This window comes from uncultured Bacteroides sp. (genome assembly GCF_949298305.1).
In the GTDB taxonomy this organism is placed as follows: domain Bacteria; phylum Bacteroidota; class Bacteroidia; order Bacteroidales; family Bacteroidaceae; genus Bacteroides.
Genome location: NZ_CASFWU010000043.1, coordinates 14,361 through 34,456 on the forward strand (window position 1 = coordinate 14,361; position 20,096 = coordinate 34,456).

A 20,096-nucleotide genomic window follows, 5' to 3' on the forward strand; every position below is an offset into this window, starting at 1 on the left:
CCCGATTTGTTCAATCCTTTAGTCTGCAATGCTCAGTTCGTCGATGAGGTGCTTGGCTCCGGCATATTTCTCAATGATGAAGAGCGTGTAGCGGATATCCACGCAAGCGGCACGCTGCGACGAGGGTCGGAAAGCAATGTCGCCTGTCAGACCTTCGTAGTTGCGGTCGAAGGCGGTACCGATGAGTTCGCCACGGGCGTTGAACACAGGACTGCCCGAGTTTCCGCCGGTGTTGTCCGTATCTACGATGAAGCACACAGGCATCCGTCCGTCCTCCAGGGCATAGCGGCCGAAATCCTTCGCCTGCCAGAGCTGCTTCAGGCGGTCGGGCACTACGAACTCCCAGTTCGTCGGGTCTTCTTTCTGCATCACGCCGTCCAGCGTTGTCTGGTATTCGTACACCGCTCCGTCGGCAGGCTCGTACGAGGCTACTTTGCCATAAGTAAGGCGCAGGGTTGAGTTGGCATCGGGATAGATGGGCTTTCCGTCGGCCTGGCGCATGTCCATCATACCTTTTACCCAAGTCTTGTGAGCGTTGTCGTAGTCGCGGTTGGCATCCATCATGGCAATGGCAGTCTGCAGCAGACCGTCGGTGATGGAGTACTTGAACAATACCATCCAGTCGCCCGTCAGTTTGTATAGTTTGGGTTTGCGGATGAACTTGTCGAAATTTTCTTGGCTGCCGAAAATGGAATACTTGAAGCAGGCGTCGATGAAGGCATCCGTATCGCCCTTGAAGCGGCGGTCGATGACTTGGAAAATGCCGATACGTTGTTCTTCAGGAATGTACTGAGCGTATGTGCGCAGCATCTCCTTGCCTACGAGCTTCTCCACTTCGGGATAGGGAATAGAGGCGAAGTATTTGTCGGCGGCAACTATCAGACTGTCTGTGGCAGCCTGGATGGCGGTCTTGTCTTTGTTTTTCAGGGCGGTGGTGAGGGCTGACGTGTTGGGGATGCGCATGAAGTCGAGTGCCGTGACCAGTGCCTCCTGGATGGCTTGTTGATGATAAAGAGCCGGACGGCGTTGCTTCACGATGGCTTGGATGCGGTTGAAAGCAGCCTGATAGGTTGTGTCGCCTGTCTGACGTCCGTGTGCTAAAAGCGCTTCCTGCTGGGCACGCTTGGTGTCGAGCACGTGGAGGCGTACAAGTCCTTCGTTCATACCGATGGCGTTTTTCCAGTAGTTGGCGCTGGAGGCGTACTTGCTGGCGTAATGGATGCGTACGGCATCATCTTTGAGCATTTGCTCCATGAGGACGCGCTGGCGGGCATCGCGCACGTGGTGGCGCATGAAGTTGGTGGTTTGCATCCGTTCCTCTACCTCGTCGGCTATCATGTAGCGCCAGTTGCGTCCGGGGAATCCCATGACGAAGGCGAAGTCGCCTTCCTTGTAGCCGTCCAGACTGATGCGAAGGTGCTTCTTGACATGCAGAGGCTGGTTGTCGGGACTATAGGCGGCTGGTTGTCCGTCCCGGTCGGCATAAATGCGGAACAGGGAGAAGTCGCCTGTGTGGCGTGGCCACATCCAGTTGTCAGTGTCGGCTCCGAACTTGCCGATGCTCGAAGGCGGCGCACCCACCATGCGGATGTCGCTGTATTCGGTCTTCAGGAAGAGGTAGTGGCGGTTGCCGCCGTAGAAAGCTTTCAGTTCGGCTTTGCCGCCTTTGCCCAGTGTGATGTTCTGGTCTTTCAGAAAGCGTTCGCATACCTTAGCCAGATATTTGGGCGAGAGGTAGTTGGTTCCTTGCGGGTCGGAGTCTTTCTTCAGTTGTTGCTGCACATATTCGCTTACGTCCAGTATGCGGTCGATGAAGGTAATGGTAAGCCCCCGGCAGGGCAGTTCCTCCTGTCGGTTCATGGCCCAGAAGCCGTCCGTCAGGTAGTCGTGCTCCACGCTGCTGTGTTGCTGAATGGCGCCGTAGCCGCAATGGTGGTTGGTCAGCACGAGGCCTTCGGCCGAGATGACTTCGCCCGTGCAGCCTCCGCCGAAGTGAACCACGGCATCCTTCAGGGCGATGCCGTCGGGGTTGTAGATAGAGTCGGCGGGGATGAGCAGACCCAGTTCCTGCATGGCTACTTCGTTCTGCCGTTTCAGGTCGGTCAGCATCCACATGCCCTCGTCGGCCAGGGCGGGGAGGGTCAGGGCAGACAGGGCTGTCGCAAATAGAAGTTTGTTCATCATAATGTAGAATCAGGGGAATATAAGTGGATAAGGTATAAATGAGGCACGGATTTCGCGGAAGGTTCACGGTCTTTTTTTCTCCGTGATAATCCGTGTAATCCGTGCCTGTTTATTTGATTACTCTACGATGGTCATCTCATTGATGAGGTGACCGCAGCCGCCCAGCTTGTCGAGGATGAAGAGCATGTAGCGGATGTCGAGGTTACCGTCGAAGGCGCAGCCGATGAGACGTCCTTCACCGTCGATGACAGGTGAGCCGGAGTTACCGCCGGTGATGTCGTTCGTCGTCAGGAAGCAGACGGGCATGGTGCCGTCGGCCATGGCATAGCGTCCGAAGTCTTTCTTCTGGATGAGTTCCTTCAGTTTGGCCGGAACGACGAACTCGGGGTTCTCGGGGTCTTCTTTCTGGAGGATGCCGTCGGTGGTGGTGAAGTATTTGTAGTGTACGCCGTCCTTCGGGTCGTATGACTTCACGTTGCCGTAGGTCAGACGGATGGTGAAGTTGGCATCAGGGTAGGACGGTACGGGTTGTTTCATTTCACCCAGTCCGCGGATATAGGCTTTATGCAGAAGTTCGATTTCCTGTGCATACTGGCTGTATTCGGCGGCAGCTTCCTTCAGTTTGTCCAGCTTGGCACGGCTGAAGTTGGTGGCCAGGTCGCGGTCGATGGCCTTCACGCTGGGCTTCTTCAGGAATTTGTCCAGGTTGGTGCGACTGCCCATGATGGAAGTGTCGAAGAGGTCGTCCACATAGGCGTCATAGTTGCCCTTGTACTCCTTCTCAATGGTCTGGTAGAAGGCGGGCAGTTCTTCGGGTGTCAGGGCTTTGGCCAGGGCGGGCAGGATGGCTTTGGCTACGGCCCGGTCTACCTGCTGGTCGTAGTCTTTGTTGTAGATGTCGTTGTACACCGTTTCCAGTTGTTTCTTGGTGGCCTGAAGCAGGGAGTCGTTCTTGGTTTCGATGGCTTCTTTCATCTTGTCCATCAGGGCAGGCGGGCAACCGAATTCGATGGCTCCGCTCAGGGCTTCGCTGGTGTATTCCAGACGGCGCAGGGAGGGTGACATCTTCTCTACGAGTGCGTCTATTTTCGCTACCACACCTTCGTATTCGGGTTTGCCCTGAGCAAAAGCGGCAAAGCGTTTCTCCTGCTCGGCTTTGGTGGCAAGTACGTCATTGTCAACGATGGCCTTGTTCATACCGATGGAGTTTTTCCAATAGTTGCTGCTGCCGGCAAACTTGTTGGCATACTGGATGCGGGTTTTGTCGCTCTGGCTCATGTATTTCTTCAGTACGTCGAGATAGACGGTTCGCATGTCTATCATGGCCTGGTTGACAGCGGTCATGCGCTGGCGCACTTCACTCTCGGTGAGGTAGCGTTCGGTGGAACCGGGGAAACCCATGATCATGGCATAGTCGCCTTCGTCCAGTCCCTTCAGTGAGATGGAGAAGTATTTGGGGGTCTTCAGGGGCACGTTGTCGGCGCTGTATTCGGCAGGTTCTCCGTTCTTGTCGGCGTAGATGCGGAACATGGAGAAGTCGCCCGTGTGGCGGGGCCACATCCAGTTGTCCGTCTCACCGCCGAACTTGCCTACGCTCGAAGGGGGGGCAGCTACCATGCGCACGTCGCTATATACCTTATAATAAAAAAGGTAATACTTGTTTCCGGCGTAGAAAGGCAGGGCACGCACTTCAATGCCAGGCTTACCGTTGAGGTCGCTCTTCTCCAACTCCTCCTTGGCCAGCTTGCCGAGGAATTTGTTGGTCATGGCTTCGTATTCGTTCACTTCGCCGGCCTTCACTTTGGCATTCACCAGGTCGGTAATGTCTACGATGCGGTGAACAAAGCGGAACTTCAGTCCCGGAGTGGGCAGCTCCTCGGCACGGCTCTTGGCCCAAAAACCGTCGGTCAGATAGTCATGCTCCACGCTGGAGTGCTGTTGGATGGAGGCGTAGCCGCAGTGGTGGTTGGTCAGGATGAGGCCTTCGGACGAGATAATTTCGCCGGTACATCCTCCGCCGAAGATGCCGACGGCATCCTTCAACGATACACCATTGGGGTTGTAGAGGTCATCGGCTTCCAGCTTCAGGCCCTGTTTCTTCATCATGTCAATTGAGTTCTGCTGCTTCATCAGCTGGAGCAGCCACATGCCTTCGTCGGCTTGTGCCGAGAAGGTGAATGCTGCGGCGAGAGCCGCAACGAGGTACTTTTTGATTTTCATGTATGTCTCTTAATTAATAGATTGTTTTGAATGTTGTTTCTCAGTAAATTCTTTAACGGGGCATGGGTAGTTTTCCTTCGCGTATGGCCTGCATCACGTTGGCGGGCGCGCGCTGAGCCAGATATTCCTTTTTCATAAAGTCCATGTAGGGGGCTACATGGCTGAAGAACTTCCGGTATCCGGCACAGAGGTAGTTGAGGCCGGGCTCACCGTCGGCTGTGCGGGCAAAGCGGTTCTTGGGACAGTCGCCATTGCAGGCAAAGAGCCATTCGCACTCCTTGCATTGGCGGGGCAGGGTGTCCTGTTTGTCCTGTCCGAAGCGTTGCTGTCGTTCGCTGTACATCATCTCTACCAATGTCTGTTGCCAGATGTTACCCAACTTGTATTCGGGGAAGACAAAGTGGTCGCAGGAGTAGACATCGCCGTTGAACTCCATTACCCCGGCATGTCCGCACGTCCGTGCCATGGAGCAGACGCCAGGCTGTTCTCCCACCCAGTTGGCCAGTGTGGAGTCGAACAGTTGGATGTAGTATGTGCCCACATCTTCCTTGACCCACAGGTCGAACAGACGGCAGAGAAAGTTGCCCCATTGTTCGGGGCTGACGGAAAAATCGGCCAACGGTACATTACCGCCATCGGCCAGTGAGGCCAGATGGCGTCCGTCGCCGCGAGGCAAGATGCGCTCCACGATGGGGGCAAACTGGATGTAGTGGCAGTCCAGTTCCTTGAAAAAACGATAGAATTCCTCGGGGTAGTCGGCGTTGTAGTCGTTCACTACCGCCATGCCGTTCCACTCCACACCGTGCTTCTTCAGCAGGCTGATACCTTGCATCACCTTGTGGAACGAGGGACGTCCCTGGCGGTTCTTTCGGTACTCGTCGTGGAATTCCTGAGGTCCATCAATGGAGATACCTACCAGCCAGTTGTTTTCCTTGAAAAACTGGCACCACTCGTCAGTAAGCAGTGTGCCGTTGGTCTGGATGCAGTTGTCGACTGTGCGTCCCCGTGCATATTTCTTCTGTAGCTCCATGGCCTTCTTATAGAACGACAGGGGGCGCATCAGCGTCTCTCCTCCGTGCCAGGTGAAAAGCACCTGCGGCATGGTCTGCGAGTTGATGTATTCTTCGATGAACTTCTCCAGCAGTTCCTCGCTCATCACATGCTTGGGGTTGTCTTGGTATAGTTTCGCCTTCTCCAGATAATAACAGTAGTCGCAGGCCAGATTGCAGACGGCTCCCACAGGCTTCAACATTACGTAGAGGGGCTTGGCGAATGGTGCATAGGTTGACATGTCGGTCCTAGTAGCTTTTAATTAATTTAAGTGCAAAAATACGTAAAGCAAATGAAAATACGTTGCTCGTCTCTTTCTTTATAAGGATTATTAATACCTTTGCGGCGTAATTCATAAATCGTTTTCAGCATGGTTAGAATGAGTATTTGCCGCGTTTTGCCTTTGTTGGTATTTTCACTTCTACTGGTTTCTTGTAGTAAAAAATACAAGATAGAGGGTAATTCTTCGGTGACCAGTTTGGATGGAAAGATGTTGTACCTCAAGTCCTTTCAAGGAGAAGATTGGGTTACGGTAGATTCGGCAGAGGTGGTTCATGGCTTGTTCTCAATGAAGGGGGCTGCAGACACTGTGCGCATGGTGACATTATATATGGATAACGATGGTATCATGCCCTTGGTATTGGAGAACGGTACTGTCAAGATTACTATCTCTAATACCGAACTTCTGGCTGAGGGAACGCCACTAAACGATGCTTTATATGAATTTATTGAGAAACGCAACGCCATGGAACTTCAGCTTGGAGAATTGGAGAGGAAAGAGGCACGTATGGTATTGGACGGCATCAAATTGGAAGATGTACAAGGAGAGTTGGCGCAAGAGAAAGAAAAGCTAATGTCTGAGATGAACGCCTATGTGAAGGACTTTATCATTGCCAATTATGAGAATGTGCTTGGACCGAGTGTTTTCATGATGATGTGTAGTACATTGCCTTATCCTATTATGACTTCCCAAATAGAGGATATCATACGTACGGCTCCTTCCGTATTCAAGGAAGATGCCTTCGTTAAGGATTTTTTATCTAAGGCCAAGGAGAACATGAAACTGATAGAAGAGCAAAAGCGTTTGCAAGAGAATACCCAAATGACTGCACAGCAAAAGTAGAATTTCCTGATTGTTTTGTTTTGCTGAAATCAAGACGGTATTGTAGGATGGGTAGAATGTTGGTATCTTTTCTATGCCGTTGGGCTCTTTTCGTTTATTATTATGGCTTTTTTACCTTTTTTCTTAACAGAATGCAGAAAATAAGAATAATAATGCCTTGTGTAGCATAAAAATAACTATCTTTGCAAGCGAAATAAAATGTGAATCATTTAAATATGGTTCCGTTTTATGCTATGTCTAACTTAAATTTAATGAGAATGTTAAAAGAAAAAGCAGGTGAGATTGCAGGAAAGATTTGGAATGTATTGAATGGAACTGAAGGTTTGACAGTTAAACAGATTAAGAAGGCTACGAAGTTGATTGACAAAGATTTGTTCTTGGGTTTTGGTTGGCTGTTGAGAGAGGACAAGATTTCTGTAGAAGAAGTGGAAGGGGAATTGTTTGTCAAGCTGATTTAAGAAAAATACGGTATAAAAGGAGGTGCGTTGGTGCAGATGACTGCTATCAACGCATTTTTTTTATGCGGTCTGTACATCGGTGACTTCCTTATTCTTCTGGAAGACAAGGCGCTGTATCTGTTTTGTGTACATTGCGATTCTTTGCTTTATTTTCTGATAGCATCTACTTTTGCAGCCAATGTAATTAAAGCGATAAACTAATGACAATATGAAAAATTGGATAAAAGGATTATGTCTGTTGGGAATGATGATAGGAGCGCTGGCTGCTTGTGAAAAGAGAGGCAGTCGTACGATGGAAGCGGATGCAGCAGTGCGTGTATGTGTGAAGAATCAGGCTGGACAGCCGTTGCCGGATGTAGAGGTCCGGATTTATACAGCTGACCAATACGAGGCTTTTCGGACTGATGTGGCAGTTGTACCTTCCCTGACGCTCAGAACGGATGGAAAAGGAGAAGCAGGTCTGAAATTGGACAATCTGTCCTGGTTTGCTGGAGCAACGACGACAGAAGTCTATTTTGTCTTTATACAATACTTTTCTCCTCAGAATTATCGATATTGGAGTGCTGGTGGAACAGTCGGAATCGGAGAAAGCCGGATGTTTTCCATTGTTGCCGGAATATCGGAGACGAATCCGGTAGCATCGGATTTTCAGATAGAGAATGGAATCCTGACCCGATATACGGGAAGTACAGACGGAGTCGTACTGTTGCCGTCTGAAGTGAGAGAGATTGCTGACTATTGTTTTGCCGGTTCCGCTGTCCGTCGGGTCCAATTGAACGAGGGCTTGGAAGGTATAGGTCAGTTTGCTTTCTATAAGAGCGCTCTCGAAGAGATACATTTTCCTTCCACTTTGAAGACGTTAGGCAAACATGCGTTTGAAGACTGCATCCACCTGGTGAAAGCAGATTTGGGCCGTACAACGTTGACTCAAGTGTCTGCTGCAGCCTTTTGGGGAACAGGATTGAAAGAGTTGCTTTTACCCGAAACTCTGAGGCAGATAGATGCTCAGGCTTTTCTGGATACGGAGGCTTTGAGGACGATTGTTTTGCCCGAGGCCACGGTCAGTATCGGTACGGAAGCTTTCAGAAATTCGGGCGTGGAGGATGTACAATTACCTAATGGCTTGCGTCTGTTGGGCGAACGTGCCTTTTATCATTGTACTCGTTTGAAGAGGGTACATTCAGCCGGGCATTTTGAGAACTGTGAGGGGATTGTAGATGTGGGATGTTTTGAAGGCTCTCTTCTGTTGGAGTCGGTGGAATTGCCATTGGGTACAGCAGAGCTGAAGGGGTGGACTTTCATTGGTTGCGATAAGCTGACGGCAGTAACAGTTCCCGAAGGGGTAGTGCGAATCGGTTACGATGGATTGGATGGCGGAAGTATTGGCGTAGTGACCTTTCGGGGGACAGTCCCTCCACAATTGGATTCTGCTTTGCCGGCTTATGAGTACTTGGAAGCGATTTATGTACCTGCGGTTTCTCTCAAACTATATAAAGAAAAATATCCGAACTATGCAGACAAAATTAGGCCGTTGGAATAGAGGATAGGATTGGCCAGATGAGCTGGCAGAAATGGCGGAGGTTTTCAGAAGGGGCAGATGTAGGCGGATTTCTGTTCTTATGGTTGTCAACTCTTGTTTCGACAGATTTAGAGATTCGCTTTTTTTTCTGTATATTTGCGCCACTTTTATTTATTATTACTATCCAATGAAGAATATACGCAACTTTTGTATCATAGCCCACATTGACCACGGGAAATCAACATTGGCCGACCGCCTGCTGGAGTTCACCAATACTATACAAGTGACCGAAGGACAGATGCTGGACGACATGGATCTGGAGAAGGAGAGAGGCATCACCATCAAAAGCCATGCCATCCAGATGGAATATGTGTACAAGGGGGAGAAATACATCCTAAACCTCATAGACACACCGGGACATGTGGATTTCTCATACGAGGTATCCCGTTCCATTGCTGCCTGTGAAGGGGCGTTGCTCATTGTGGATGCGTCACAGGGCGTACAGGCACAGACCATCTCCAACCTTTATATGGCCATCGAGCACGACCTGGAGATTATTCCCGTCATCAACAAGTGTGACATGCCCAGTGCCATGCCCGATGAAGTGGAAGACGAGATTGTGGAACTGCTGGGATGCAAGCGCGAAGAGATTATCCGGGCTTCGGGGAAGACGGGCATGGGCGTGGAGGAAATTCTTGCCGCTGTCATCGAACGCATTCCCCATCCCGAAGGCGACGAAGACGCACCTTTGCAGGCGTTGATTTTTGACTCGGTATTCAACTCTTTCCGTGGTATCATTGCCTACTTCAAGATTGAGAATGGCGTCATCCGCAAGGGCGATAAGGTGAAGTTCTTCAATACGGGCAAGGAATACGATGCCGACGAGGTGGGCGTGCTGAAGATGGACATGGTGCCGCGCGACGAGTTGCGCACGGGCGACGTGGGCTACATCATCTCGGGTATTAAAACCTCGAAGGAAGTGAAGGTGGGCGATACCATTACGCACATTGCCCGCCCGTGCAGCAAGGCCATTGCCGGCTTCGAGGAAGTGAAGCCGATGGTGTTTGCCGGTGTGTATCCTATCGAGGCCGAAGATTTCGAGGATTTGCGTTCGTCGCTGGAGAAACTCCAGCTGAACGATGCCTCGCTGACCTTTCAGCCGGAGTCGTCGCTGGCCTTGGGCTTCGGTTTTCGTTGCGGTTTTCTTGGTCTGCTCCACATGGAGATTGTGCAGGAACGACTGGACCGCGAGTTCGACATGAACGTCATTACTACCGTGCCCAACGTGTCGTATAATGTCTACGACAAACAGGGACATGTCATGGAGGTGCACAATCCAGGCAGCATGCCCGACATCACGATGATAGACCACATCGAAGAACCTTATATCCGTGCTTCGGTCATTACAACCACCGACTACATCGGCCCTATCATGACGCTCTGTCTGGGCAAACGTGGCGAACTGGTGAAACAGGAATACATTTCGGGCAACCGTGTGGAAATCTACTACGACATGCCGCTGGGTGAAATCGTCATCGACTTTTACGACAAGCTGAAGAGCATCTCCAAGGGATATGCTTCATTCGACTACCACCCCAACGGCTTCCGCCCCTCCAAGCTGGTGAAGCTGGACATCCTGCTCAATGGCGAGCCGGTCGACGCTTTGTCCACCTTGACCCACGTTGACAATGCCTACGAACTGGGGCGCCGCATGTGCGAGAAGCTGAAGGAACTCATTCCGCGCCAGCAGTTCGAGATTGCCATCCAGGCTGCTATCGGTGCCAAGATTATTGCCCGTGAAACCATCAAGGCGGTGCGCAAGGACGTGACGGCCAAGTGCTACGGAGGCGACGTCAGCCGTAAGCGCAAGCTGTTGGAGAAACAGAAGCGGGGTAAAAAGCGTATGAAGCAGATTGGCAACGTGGAAGTTCCCCAAAAGGCATTCCTGGCGGTGCTGAAGCTGGATTGATTTCAGCGAAGAATTGTGTTTGCGAGCCACAAAGCGGTGAGTAAGGTTTCCCGATGTGAGAGCCACTCCGCTTTGTGGCTCGTAACAGTTTATGGAAAGGGGCTAAGGGTAGGGCTTTCCTTCGGTTAATTTTGAGATTGTTGTGTCTTTCGATTCCGGCAGGCATGCAATCTCCGATTGCAATCTCTATGCGGGCCGGCCAACCACAATATACGAAACGATTTGATGGATTGTAATATATAATTACTTGTTTTCGGGGGACAGTGCTTATCTGTACGCAGAAGGTAGAAATTCTTTAGTGGAGCATGTTTGAAACATAGAGGGGCTATGTTTCAAACATGACCCCTTTATGTTTTAAACATAGCCTATTTGGGGTTTAAACTGTTATCTCGCTTGGGGAAAGGCATTGTATGGAAATCAAATTTCGTTGTAAGAAAAAATCTTTATGTTCTTTTCTCTGATTCTCTCTGTATGACATTTCCTGACAGATACCTGTAGTTTTGTAGACCTTTTTGGTTTTTAATTTCGTCAATAGGATGTTTCTATCATATTTTGATTACTTTTGTGGAAAGTTTTAGGAATGGATTGCTATGAGAAACTGCTATATTCTGCTTTTTTTGCTTACGGTTTGTGCCAATTGCTTTTCACAGACTTTTCGTGGCTTGTCTGTCAAGGAAGGGTTGCCTGACCTCGTGGTCAATGCTCTCTACAAAGATTCGGCCGGTTATGTGTGGGTAGGTACCAGCAGTTCGGTGGAACGTTTCGATGGAATCCGTTTCAAACATTATTCCATTCCGGTCGAAAATGAGAAGGCTAAAGAGGTGAACGTCATAGCCGGTATGTCCGATGATGAGGTTTGGATTGGCAATAATGCCGGACTTTGGAAAGTATCTGGTGATAGGCTGGAACGGGTGCTTCCGGATAAAATCAAGACTAAGGTATATGCGCTGTTGCGTGGCTGTCAAGACACCTTATATATAGGTACTCAGGCAGGGCTTTATGTTTATGACGGATCGGATGCCGAGCAGGTCTTGCTTGATCCTAATGTATTTGCTCCTGCCAATGCCGTGCAAGGTATGGAGTTGGATGACAAGGGTCAGATTTGGCTGGCCACCCGTGCCGGCTTGTACAGTCTGTCGTTGGCGGAGCGAAAGCCCCGTCACTATTCGTCGCCTTTGTCAGACAACTCTTGCGGCGCAGTCTGCAGGTTGGGCAATACTCTTTATTTGGGTACGGACAACAATGGCATTGTAACTTTTGATATGGCCACCGGTACCTTTGCTTCTTTCATGGATTTGGGACACGTGACTGCTATGTCCGTTGACCGCGATGCCGGGATGCTCTATGTGGGCACGAACGGTAACGGTGTGTATTTTATCGATGTAGCCAGACACAGTGTTGTCAAGGCCTTCCGTCACCATCCGGACAACCCGGATGGCATCCGTTCCAATTCGGTATATTCGCTGTTAGTAGACCGGGATGGCATCGTATGGGTCGGCTTATTCCAAATGGGGCTGGACTATACTCTCTACCAGCGTAACCTGTTTTCTGTTTACCAGCCTTTCGGCAATTCCGAACTGAAATATCAGGCAATTCGTACCATTGAAGTCGGACAGTCGGACAAACTGATAGGTACTCGTGACGGGCTGTTCTACATTGATGAAAAGAGGGGCATCTTTCGGCGTTGGGCCGTTCCTCAGTTGCGTTCTCAGTTGGTCATGTGCAGTTATGCTTTTCAGAGGAAATACTATGTAGGCACATTGGGTGGCGGTATGTATGTATTCGACCCTCTTACTGTTTCCCTTACCGACTTTGCGCAAGAGCCTCCCTTTGTGGACGGTCAAGTGTTTTGCATCACTTCCGATTACGACAACAACCTATGGATTGGTACATCGGACGGTGTATTCTGTTATAAGAACGGCAAGCAGGTTTTGCATTATACGGCAAAGAACTCCAGATTGCCGATAGGCAACGTCTATCGCATCTTCTTTGACTCTACCCGCCGTGGATGGATTTGTGCGGATGGCGGTATGGCTGTCATATCCAATTCGGAAGACAGACTGATAACAGACCGCTTTCCCGAGAACTTCATTCATCACAAGCTGATTAGATACATTTACGAGGATTCCGACCAACGTCTGTATTTTCTGCCGGACAAGGGAGACCTGTTCGTTTCCAATCTTACACTGACCCGTTTTGGAGAAATGGCCCAAACTCCGTTGGACGGAAGAAACCTGCAGTTTATGATTGAGGACAGCGGACATTGGCTTTGGATAGGCACTAACGACGGTCTGTTCCGTTATGATAAGAAAGACACATGGGTGTCTTTCAATTTTGCTGATGGTGTTCCCTCTTCCATCTTTTTGAATTGTACTCCGAAAGCTGACGCCGACGGCGTGTTGTGGTTCGGCTGTGTCCGCGGGCTTTTTTGTACAGACATCGGTCGAATGGAAGAGGCGGAGATAAACCCATATCCGTTGCAACTGACGGAACTATGGGTGGACAATGTGTCCCTTCCCTGTCAGCATGAGAGTGAATTTAATCTGGATTCCTATGAAGGAATGGTTACGTTGCGCTTTTCTGATTTCTCATATACCGATCCCCAATACATGTCCTATGAATATAAGCTGGACAACCAGAAGGCTGGTTGGACTGTTTTGTCGGGTAAGTCCGAACTTTCGTTTTACAACTGGTCGTCCGGCAGACATCGCCTTTGGTTACGGCGTGCCGGAAATCCGGAGTCAGAAATTGCCATGCAGTTTTACATACCCGGCGGATTGTGGCCATACATGCTGGGGATGGGTGGGGTGCTTGCGTTCGTGTCAGGATTCCTCTTCTATCGTTGGAGGAAAAAACGCGTTCCGGTTGTTTCCCGGCTGCTTTCCCTTTCTGAAGAGGCTATAGATGAAACCCTGCAGGAAGAAGGCTGCACGTTGCCCGATGACAAATACAAGTCGTGCAACATGACTGTGGAAGATTGCCGTGACCTGACCGAACGTCTTAAAAATATTATGCGTAAAGACAAACCTTACATCAATCCCAAATTGAAAATTGTAGATTTGGCGGAAATGCTCGATGTGCCTGCCTATAAGCTGTCCTATCTGTTCAATCAATATCTGAAGCGAACTTTCTACGATTATGTCAACGATTACCGTATTGCCGAGTTCAAGTATCTGGTGAATCAGGGTGAACACAAGCTGTACACTCTGAATACGTTGATAGAGAAATGCGGTTTCGTATCGCGTGCTTCCTTTTTCCGTTATTTTAAGAAGACCTCCGGAATGACCCCCAACGAATACATTAAAAATCTTTGATGCCAAGCATACGTCGTGTTTCATGTAAGTGTTGAGTGCGAACCGAACAAGTGTCCATCAAGCCGTATCGCAAGTATTCGAAAGCAAGACATCAACAGGGGGCAATATAGACTAAACTTTCTTATAGGAGTTAAGCCGATAGCTCGATAAATGGGATTTAGGCATAAACAAAGCTATTGGCTTTAACCTCTCTGCCCGTCCAAGACGGGCGATAACTCCCTTTGACTTCTGCAAGTTTGGGTAAAACCGAAACTCAAGTAAAATAGTCCCTGAAAACACTTCCAGAGTCCCAAATAATTAATTGAGACTCTTGTCGGTACTTGCGTATAGTACTGATAACGTGTGTGTTATCTCTGATTTTGTATGCTACAAGTGGGTGATATATATGAAGCCTTCGGTTATTAATTTTTTTACTTGCCAATCCATATCTTTGTATTGTGATTTTAACCCGAAGTCCTAAATGAAAGACATGGATACAATATGAAAGACATGGATGTAAATAGTGTACGATTGGTGGAACAGGCATACCGCGAATTCCGAAATCCGGTTTATCTCTTTATTTATTATAAGATAGGGAACAGAGAGGATGCGGAAGATTTGGTTCATGACGTCTTTACCCGTTTATTGGAATGCCGGAAGATGCTTCGTCCTGATACTGTGAAACCGTTCATTATGACCGTTGCCCGAAACCTGGTTTACGACTATCTGCGCCACTTGTATAAGAAAACCGAAGTGGGGACCGAGATGTGCAGGCTGGAAAGCGGTATTTCCAACGTCACTGAAGAACAGATAGCGGCTCATGACCTCTCGCTTTGCGAACGACATATCGTAGCCCGTTTGCCGGAACAGCGGCGTAAAATCTATCAAATGACCCGATATGCCGGGAAAACGGTTTCCGAAATCTCCCAACAGCTTCATCTTTCCTGCCGTACGGTCGAGAATCACCTGTCTTTGGGGCGTAAGGATGTGCGGGCATATATCCGACAATGTATATAAATCATCTATAATGTTAATTTTAAAATTTACAAGTTATGAAAAATGAATTCTGTACATGCAGATCAAGAAAGATTCTTTTTTCTGCGATGATGGCTTCAGCCTTGCTGGCCGGCAGTCCGCAACTTGCTTTTTCAAGGTCACAGGAGGTATTGACGGTGACTCAGACCGGTACGGTGAAGGGGCAGGTGGTAGACGAAAACGGAGAATCGGTGATTGGCGCAAGCGTATTGCTGAAAGGAACAACAAACGGAGTGATTACGGACATCAACGGTAACTTCGTACTTGAGGGAGTTACAGGCGGAACGCTGCTCGTTTCGTATGTGGGCTATCAGACCCAAGAAATAACGGTGGTTCCGGGAAAGGTGCTGAAGATTGTCATGAAAGAAGATGCCGAACTGCTGGATGAAGTGGTGGTAGTGGGTTATGGTGTACAGAAGAAGGAAACATTGTCCGGTTCGGTCACCCAGGTGCGAGGAGAGGAAGTCTTGTCCGGAAAGGCAACTCAGAGTATGGCATCGGCCTTGCAGGGAACCATTCCCGGACTTACCATTACCCGTACCTCTTCACGTCCCGGTAACGAGGGAACCAATATTACCCTTCGTGGCGGTATCTCGGTAAACGATGAAGCAAACAGTCCCATGATTATCATCGATGGTGTGGAAGCATACGAATGGGAACTTTCACAAATCAACCCGAACGATGTGGAGAGCATTTCTGTTTTGAAAGATGCCTCGGCAGCCATTTACGGAACCAAGGCTGCCGGAGGTGTGATTCTGGTGACGACCAAGCGGGGCAAGGAAGGCAAACTGAAGGTGACCTATTCAGGCAGTGTACATGCCAATGTCGTGGGTGAGCGCTATCCGGTGGCCAACGGACAGGAATGGGCGCAGATGCATAATCTGGCTGTGATGAATGACTACACATACGGTGCAGACCACACGTATGGCTGGAAGTTGGGCTATCCCCAGGAAGTATGGGAGGCACTTGCCAACGGCGAATATGTTGAAGGGATGGTGAACGGTACTTATCGCATTCTTGACCCTTACGCCGACCAGTTTGATGCCATTTACGGAACCACCTGGGGACAGTCGCACAACGTGATGGTGAGTGGTGGTAACGACAAGTTGAAAGTGATGACCTCGTTGGGCTATTCCAATGACCGTTCTTTGATTGATGTGGTGTACGACGGCCAGAAGAAGTACAACTTCCGTACCAATCTGGACTATCAGTTCAATGACATGGTGAAGACTGAGTTCAATGTGTCTTACGACAAACGTCATACCAGCAGTCCCCAGCAGGGTATAGGGCAGGGCTTGCAGGATATGTACATCTTCCCCATGTACAACGAATACGGACAGTTCTACGATACATTCGGTGGAAACAACGTATTGGCAAAACTGATAGAAGGCGGGCGTAACAACAATACGGAAGAAATCATGAGATTGGGCGGAAAACTGACTTTGGACCTGAATAAGTTTGTGAAAGGACTGTCTTTCCAGACTTCGGCCAACTTCCGCATCCGTCATCACAAGCTGATTGAGCGCCAGACTCACGTCACCCTTTACGACTGGGCAGGTGAAACAACTTCCATCGACGGCTATCCCGACTATTCGCAAGGCAGCGGTTCGGTATGGTCTGAGACTTCCGATGAAAACTGCTGGGTCAAGAACACGTTGGAAGAGAGCTTCTATCAGACGTACAACGCCCTGCTGAACTACAACCGTTCGTTCGGCGACCACAACATTGCCTTGATGGCAGGTCTGACCGGCGAAAAAACTTCGTACCAGAAGTTCTACCAATATCGTAGCGGCATGACCAATGATGCCCTGGATGACATCAACTTGGGCGACGTCACTACGGCACAGGCCACCGGTGGCAGCAACGAAGTAGGTATGATTTCCTGGATTGGCCGTTTGAACTACGACTATCGGGGCATCTATCTGTTGGAAGGGTTGTTCCGTCGTGATGGTTCCTCCAAGTTCTCGGCAGACAACCGTTGGGCCAATTTCTACGGCATTTCAGCCGGTGTACGTTTTTCGGAATTTGAATTTGTGAAGAACTGGAACATTTTCAACAATTTGAAGCTGCGCGCTTCGTATGGTGAAACCGGTTCGCAGGGTGGAATTGGGAACTACGACTATTATTCCACCATCAGCAAGGGGACTACCATCTTCGGTTATGACGGTACCAAGGTGAATACGGCCTGGATTTCGAGCATGACTTCGAAGGACAGGACTTGGGAACGGGTGGCTACTACTAACTTTGGTGTGGACTTTGCCGTACTGAACAACCGCCTTAGCGGTACTTTCGAATACTATATCCGCAAGAACAATGACATGCTTATTTCCGTGACCTATCCGCAAGTGTTGGGTGCCACGGCTCCCAAAACCAATTCGGGCGGTTATCGGGCCAATGGTTGGGAACTGTCGTTGAACTGGAACGACCGCATTGGTCAGGACTTCAGCTACAACGTAGGCTTCAGTCTGTCCGATGCACGTACAGAGGTGACGAACTATGAAGGTGCAGCAGCCATTACCTATGGAAAGAATGCCATCGTGGAGGGTAAGCCCATTAATTCAATTTATGTTTTCAAGACTGACGGTTACCTGCAAAGCGAAGCCGAAGTGGCAGAATACTATCAGGCCATCAACGGTAACGGTACGCTGGCTCCGACCGAAAACACCAACAGCCAGTTGCGTCCGGGATGTGTACGTAAGGTAGACTTGGATGGAGACGGTGCCATTACCACGGATGACCTTTATTACTATGGCGATGCAAATCCTCATTTCCAGTTCGGTATCAATCTGGGAGCGCGTTACAAGGGATTTGACTTCTCTGCATTCATTCAGGGCGTAGGGCAGCAGAACCTGGTTCGTGAAGGCAATCTGCGCGGTCCGTTCGTAAGCTGGTGGATGAACCAAAACAAGACCTATCTCTATGAGACCTGGACTGAAGAAAATACCAATGCCCGTTTCCCGATACTTTCATTTGACGGTTCGGTAAACAACTGGAATTACAGCCAGTACAATGACATCAATGTGATGGACGTGTGGTATGCCCGTCTGAAGAATATCGTGATTGGCTACACTCTGCCCAAGACTTGGATGAAGAAGATTGGCGTGGAAAATCTGCGACTGTATCTTTCTGCCGATAACTTGTGGGAACTGACGCACGTGGACGACAGTTTCGACCCCGAAGCACAAGCGTCTACCGGCCAAGGTAAGATTGACTGCTACGCACGTACCGTATCATTCGGCATTGACTTAACTTTTTAAAACCTGACAAACTTTATACGGATATGAAAACAAATAAATTCTTATATGCCTTATTGGTGGCTTCATTGGTGAACGCAAGCTGTATAGACGATTTTCTGAATCTGGAGCCGTTGGATTCTGAGACCGAGGCAGTCTATTTTCAGACCTTGGAGCAGTTTCAGGCTGCTGCCGACAACTTGCATACCAACATCTATGCCTGGCAGGCCAATAGCAGCAATGCCAGTGCCAACAACACTTATGCCATCCGTTTCGACTATGGTACGGATTTGGTCGTTACTGCCAATTCAGCAGTGAGCGGGACCAATGCTCCTGGAACTACCGACCCTTATTATTCTCAGGAATATACTTGGTTGCGCAGTTGCAATCAGTTGATTGAGAAAGGCAATGAATATGCCAATCCGGACGAAATCGCAGGTCCTGTTGGGCAGGCACATTTTTTCCGTGCATGGCATCACTTCTTCCTGCTCCAGCGCTTTGGCGGAGTACCTCTGATGCTTTACACGCCGGATGTCAACTCGGATATCGTCTGGGGGCCCCGCAATTCCCGTTACGAGGTGGTCAAGGCTATTCTGGACGATTTGGATACGGCCATAGCCAAGCTTGGCAATACCACTGTAGCCACGACCAACAACGATGGTCATGTGACGCTGGAGGCGGCCAAGGCATTCAAGGCCCGCGTGTGCCTCTACGAAGGAACCTGGGAGAAGTACAACGGCATTGGTTCGGCTGACCCGACGAACGGTGACGGTGTGAACAGCGGTGCCGGAACGGCCATGCCAGACGGTTATCCTTCGGTAACAGATTTCCTGACCATGGCCAAGAATCTTTCGGACGAGATTATCAGCAGTGGTACTTTTGAGTTGTTTGAAGGTGTTGAACAGGCTCCCGCTTCGGCCAACCCCGACCTTTATGCCCATAAGAGTTATTTCTATCTGTTCAACCTGGAAGGCAGCGATTCTAATCCGGCGGGCTTGAGCAAGGCAGACAACAAGGAAGCCATCTTCCGTTCGGTCTATGACCATACGAACAGAAAGAGCAATATGAACCTGACACATACCGAGCCGGCCAAGATGACCCGCAAGCTGATAGACATGTATCTGTGTACAGACGGTCTTCCCATACACGTTTCGCCGCTGTTCAAGGGCTACAAGGAACTGAATGCAGAATTCGAGAACCGCGACTACCGTCTGTTGGCCTGCCATCCCAAAGCGTTGGACTACGTCTGGGGTTGGGGTAAATACGGAACAGGAGCTGACTATCTGACAGACCTCACTTCCCTGTCGGCCAACCAATATCAATACTGTCCGAACCTGCTTTCCAACTCTTCGGTGGGCACCCGTGGACGTAAGTTCTGCACCGAGCTGTCTACGGTGACATCCGAAGGTCAGGAAGCCATGGACTGCATGCACATCCGTCTGGCGGAAATGTATCTGATTTACGCAGAGGCCACTTGTGAACTGGGTAATGGCCAGATTTCGGATGCCGACCTTGACAAGTCGCTCAACCTGGTTCGTGCCCGTGGCGGTGTGGCTCCGCTGAATGCGGCGCTGATAGCTCAAGCCAAGGCTTTGGGTTGCGACATGAGCTATTTGGGTGAAATCCGTCGCGAGCGTGCTCTCGAACTTTATGGTGAAGGTTTCCGTGTTGCCGACGTTTGCCGCTGGGGCATTGCCGAACAGGTGTTCGGAACCGAGCGTTGCGGTGTCTATGTGTCCTATGGCGGCGAAGATACCTATCTGGCCGACTTGAAGAATCCCGTTACCAACCAGGCAGTGTATGACCCCTCCGTATGGTCGGACAATATTGAGACAGAGACCATCACTTACGAAGATCCCGCCTATACTCCGACACAACCCGGCTGCCTGATTGCCGAAAAGAAGGCCAACCGTCGGTTTGCCAAGAAAAACTATCTGCAACCCATTCCTACCGACGAGATTCAGCTCAACCCGCAACTGCTGCAGAATCCCGAATGGTAAATCAGAAGAGTC

11 protein-coding genes are annotated in these 20,096 nt (G+C 49.7%); 8 read left to right on the forward strand and 3 right to left on the reverse strand.

Going from position 1 to position 20,096, the window contains the following annotated elements; all coding sequences use genetic code 11:
* Positions 1 to 18 precede the first annotated feature (18 nt).
* From Q1Y74_RS07515 to Q1Y74_RS07525, 3 genes are all read right to left on the reverse strand, one after another.
* A complete protein-coding gene (locus Q1Y74_RS07515) occupies positions 19 to 2,181 on the reverse strand; it encodes a S46 family peptidase (protein ID WP_300813534.1) in 2,163 nt (720 codons plus the stop codon).
* Positions 2,182 to 2,301: 120 nt separating this feature from the next.
* On the reverse strand, positions 2,302 to 4,404 hold the full coding sequence (locus Q1Y74_RS07520) for a S46 family peptidase (RefSeq protein WP_300813482.1): 2,103 nt from the start codon (positions 4,402 to 4,404) through the stop codon (positions 2,302 to 2,304).
* Between the two features lie 52 nt (positions 4,405 to 4,456).
* Positions 4,457 to 5,695 carry an anaerobic sulfatase-maturation protein gene (locus tag Q1Y74_RS07525; protein ID WP_300813484.1) on the reverse strand — a complete coding sequence of 413 codons (1,239 nt, stop codon included), beginning with the start codon at positions 5,693 to 5,695 and terminating at the stop codon, positions 4,457 to 4,459.
* Positions 5,696 to 5,824: 129 nt separating this feature from the next.
* On the opposite strand from Q1Y74_RS07525, the gene Q1Y74_RS07530 reads away from it, so the two are divergent.
* From Q1Y74_RS07530 to Q1Y74_RS07565, 8 genes are all read left to right on the forward strand, one after another.
* Complete coding sequence (locus tag Q1Y74_RS07530) at positions 5,825 to 6,577, forward strand: DUF4369 domain-containing protein (RefSeq protein ID WP_300813486.1); 753 nt, start codon at positions 5,825 to 5,827, stop codon at positions 6,575 to 6,577.
* A gap of 257 nt (positions 6,578 to 6,834) precedes the next feature.
* Entirely contained in the window at positions 6,835 to 7,035 is a 201-nt protein-coding gene (locus Q1Y74_RS07535; protein ID WP_300813536.1) for a winged helix-turn-helix domain-containing protein, read from the forward strand.
* Between the two features lie 208 nt (positions 7,036 to 7,243).
* Positions 7,244 to 8,575 carry a leucine-rich repeat domain-containing protein gene (locus tag Q1Y74_RS07540; protein WP_300813488.1) on the forward strand — a complete coding sequence of 444 codons (1,332 nt, stop codon included), beginning with the start codon at positions 7,244 to 7,246 and terminating at the stop codon, positions 8,573 to 8,575.
* A gap of 166 nt (positions 8,576 to 8,741) precedes the next feature.
* Entirely contained in the window at positions 8,742 to 10,523 is a 1,782-nt protein-coding gene (gene lepA, locus Q1Y74_RS07545; protein WP_300813490.1) for a translation elongation factor 4, read from the forward strand.
* A gap of 590 nt (positions 10,524 to 11,113) precedes the next feature.
* Complete coding sequence (locus tag Q1Y74_RS07550) at positions 11,114 to 13,837, forward strand: two-component regulator propeller domain-containing protein (protein ID WP_300813492.1); 2,724 nt, start codon at positions 11,114 to 11,116, stop codon at positions 13,835 to 13,837.
* Positions 13,838 to 14,317: 480 nt separating this feature from the next.
* Positions 14,318 to 14,833, forward strand: a complete 516-nt coding sequence (locus Q1Y74_RS07555; protein ID WP_300813494.1) for a sigma-70 family RNA polymerase sigma factor — start codon at positions 14,318 to 14,320, stop codon at positions 14,831 to 14,833.
* Positions 14,834 to 14,919: 86 nt separating this feature from the next.
* Positions 14,920 to 18,108, forward strand: a complete 3,189-nt coding sequence (locus tag Q1Y74_RS07560) for a TonB-dependent receptor (protein ID WP_300813496.1) — start codon at positions 14,920 to 14,922, stop codon at positions 18,106 to 18,108.
* A 23-nt stretch (positions 18,109 to 18,131) separates the two neighbouring features.
* Complete coding sequence (locus tag Q1Y74_RS07565; protein ID WP_300813497.1) at positions 18,132 to 20,084, forward strand: RagB/SusD family nutrient uptake outer membrane protein; 1,953 nt, start codon at positions 18,132 to 18,134, stop codon at positions 20,082 to 20,084.
* Positions 20,085 to 20,096 lie beyond the last annotated feature (12 nt).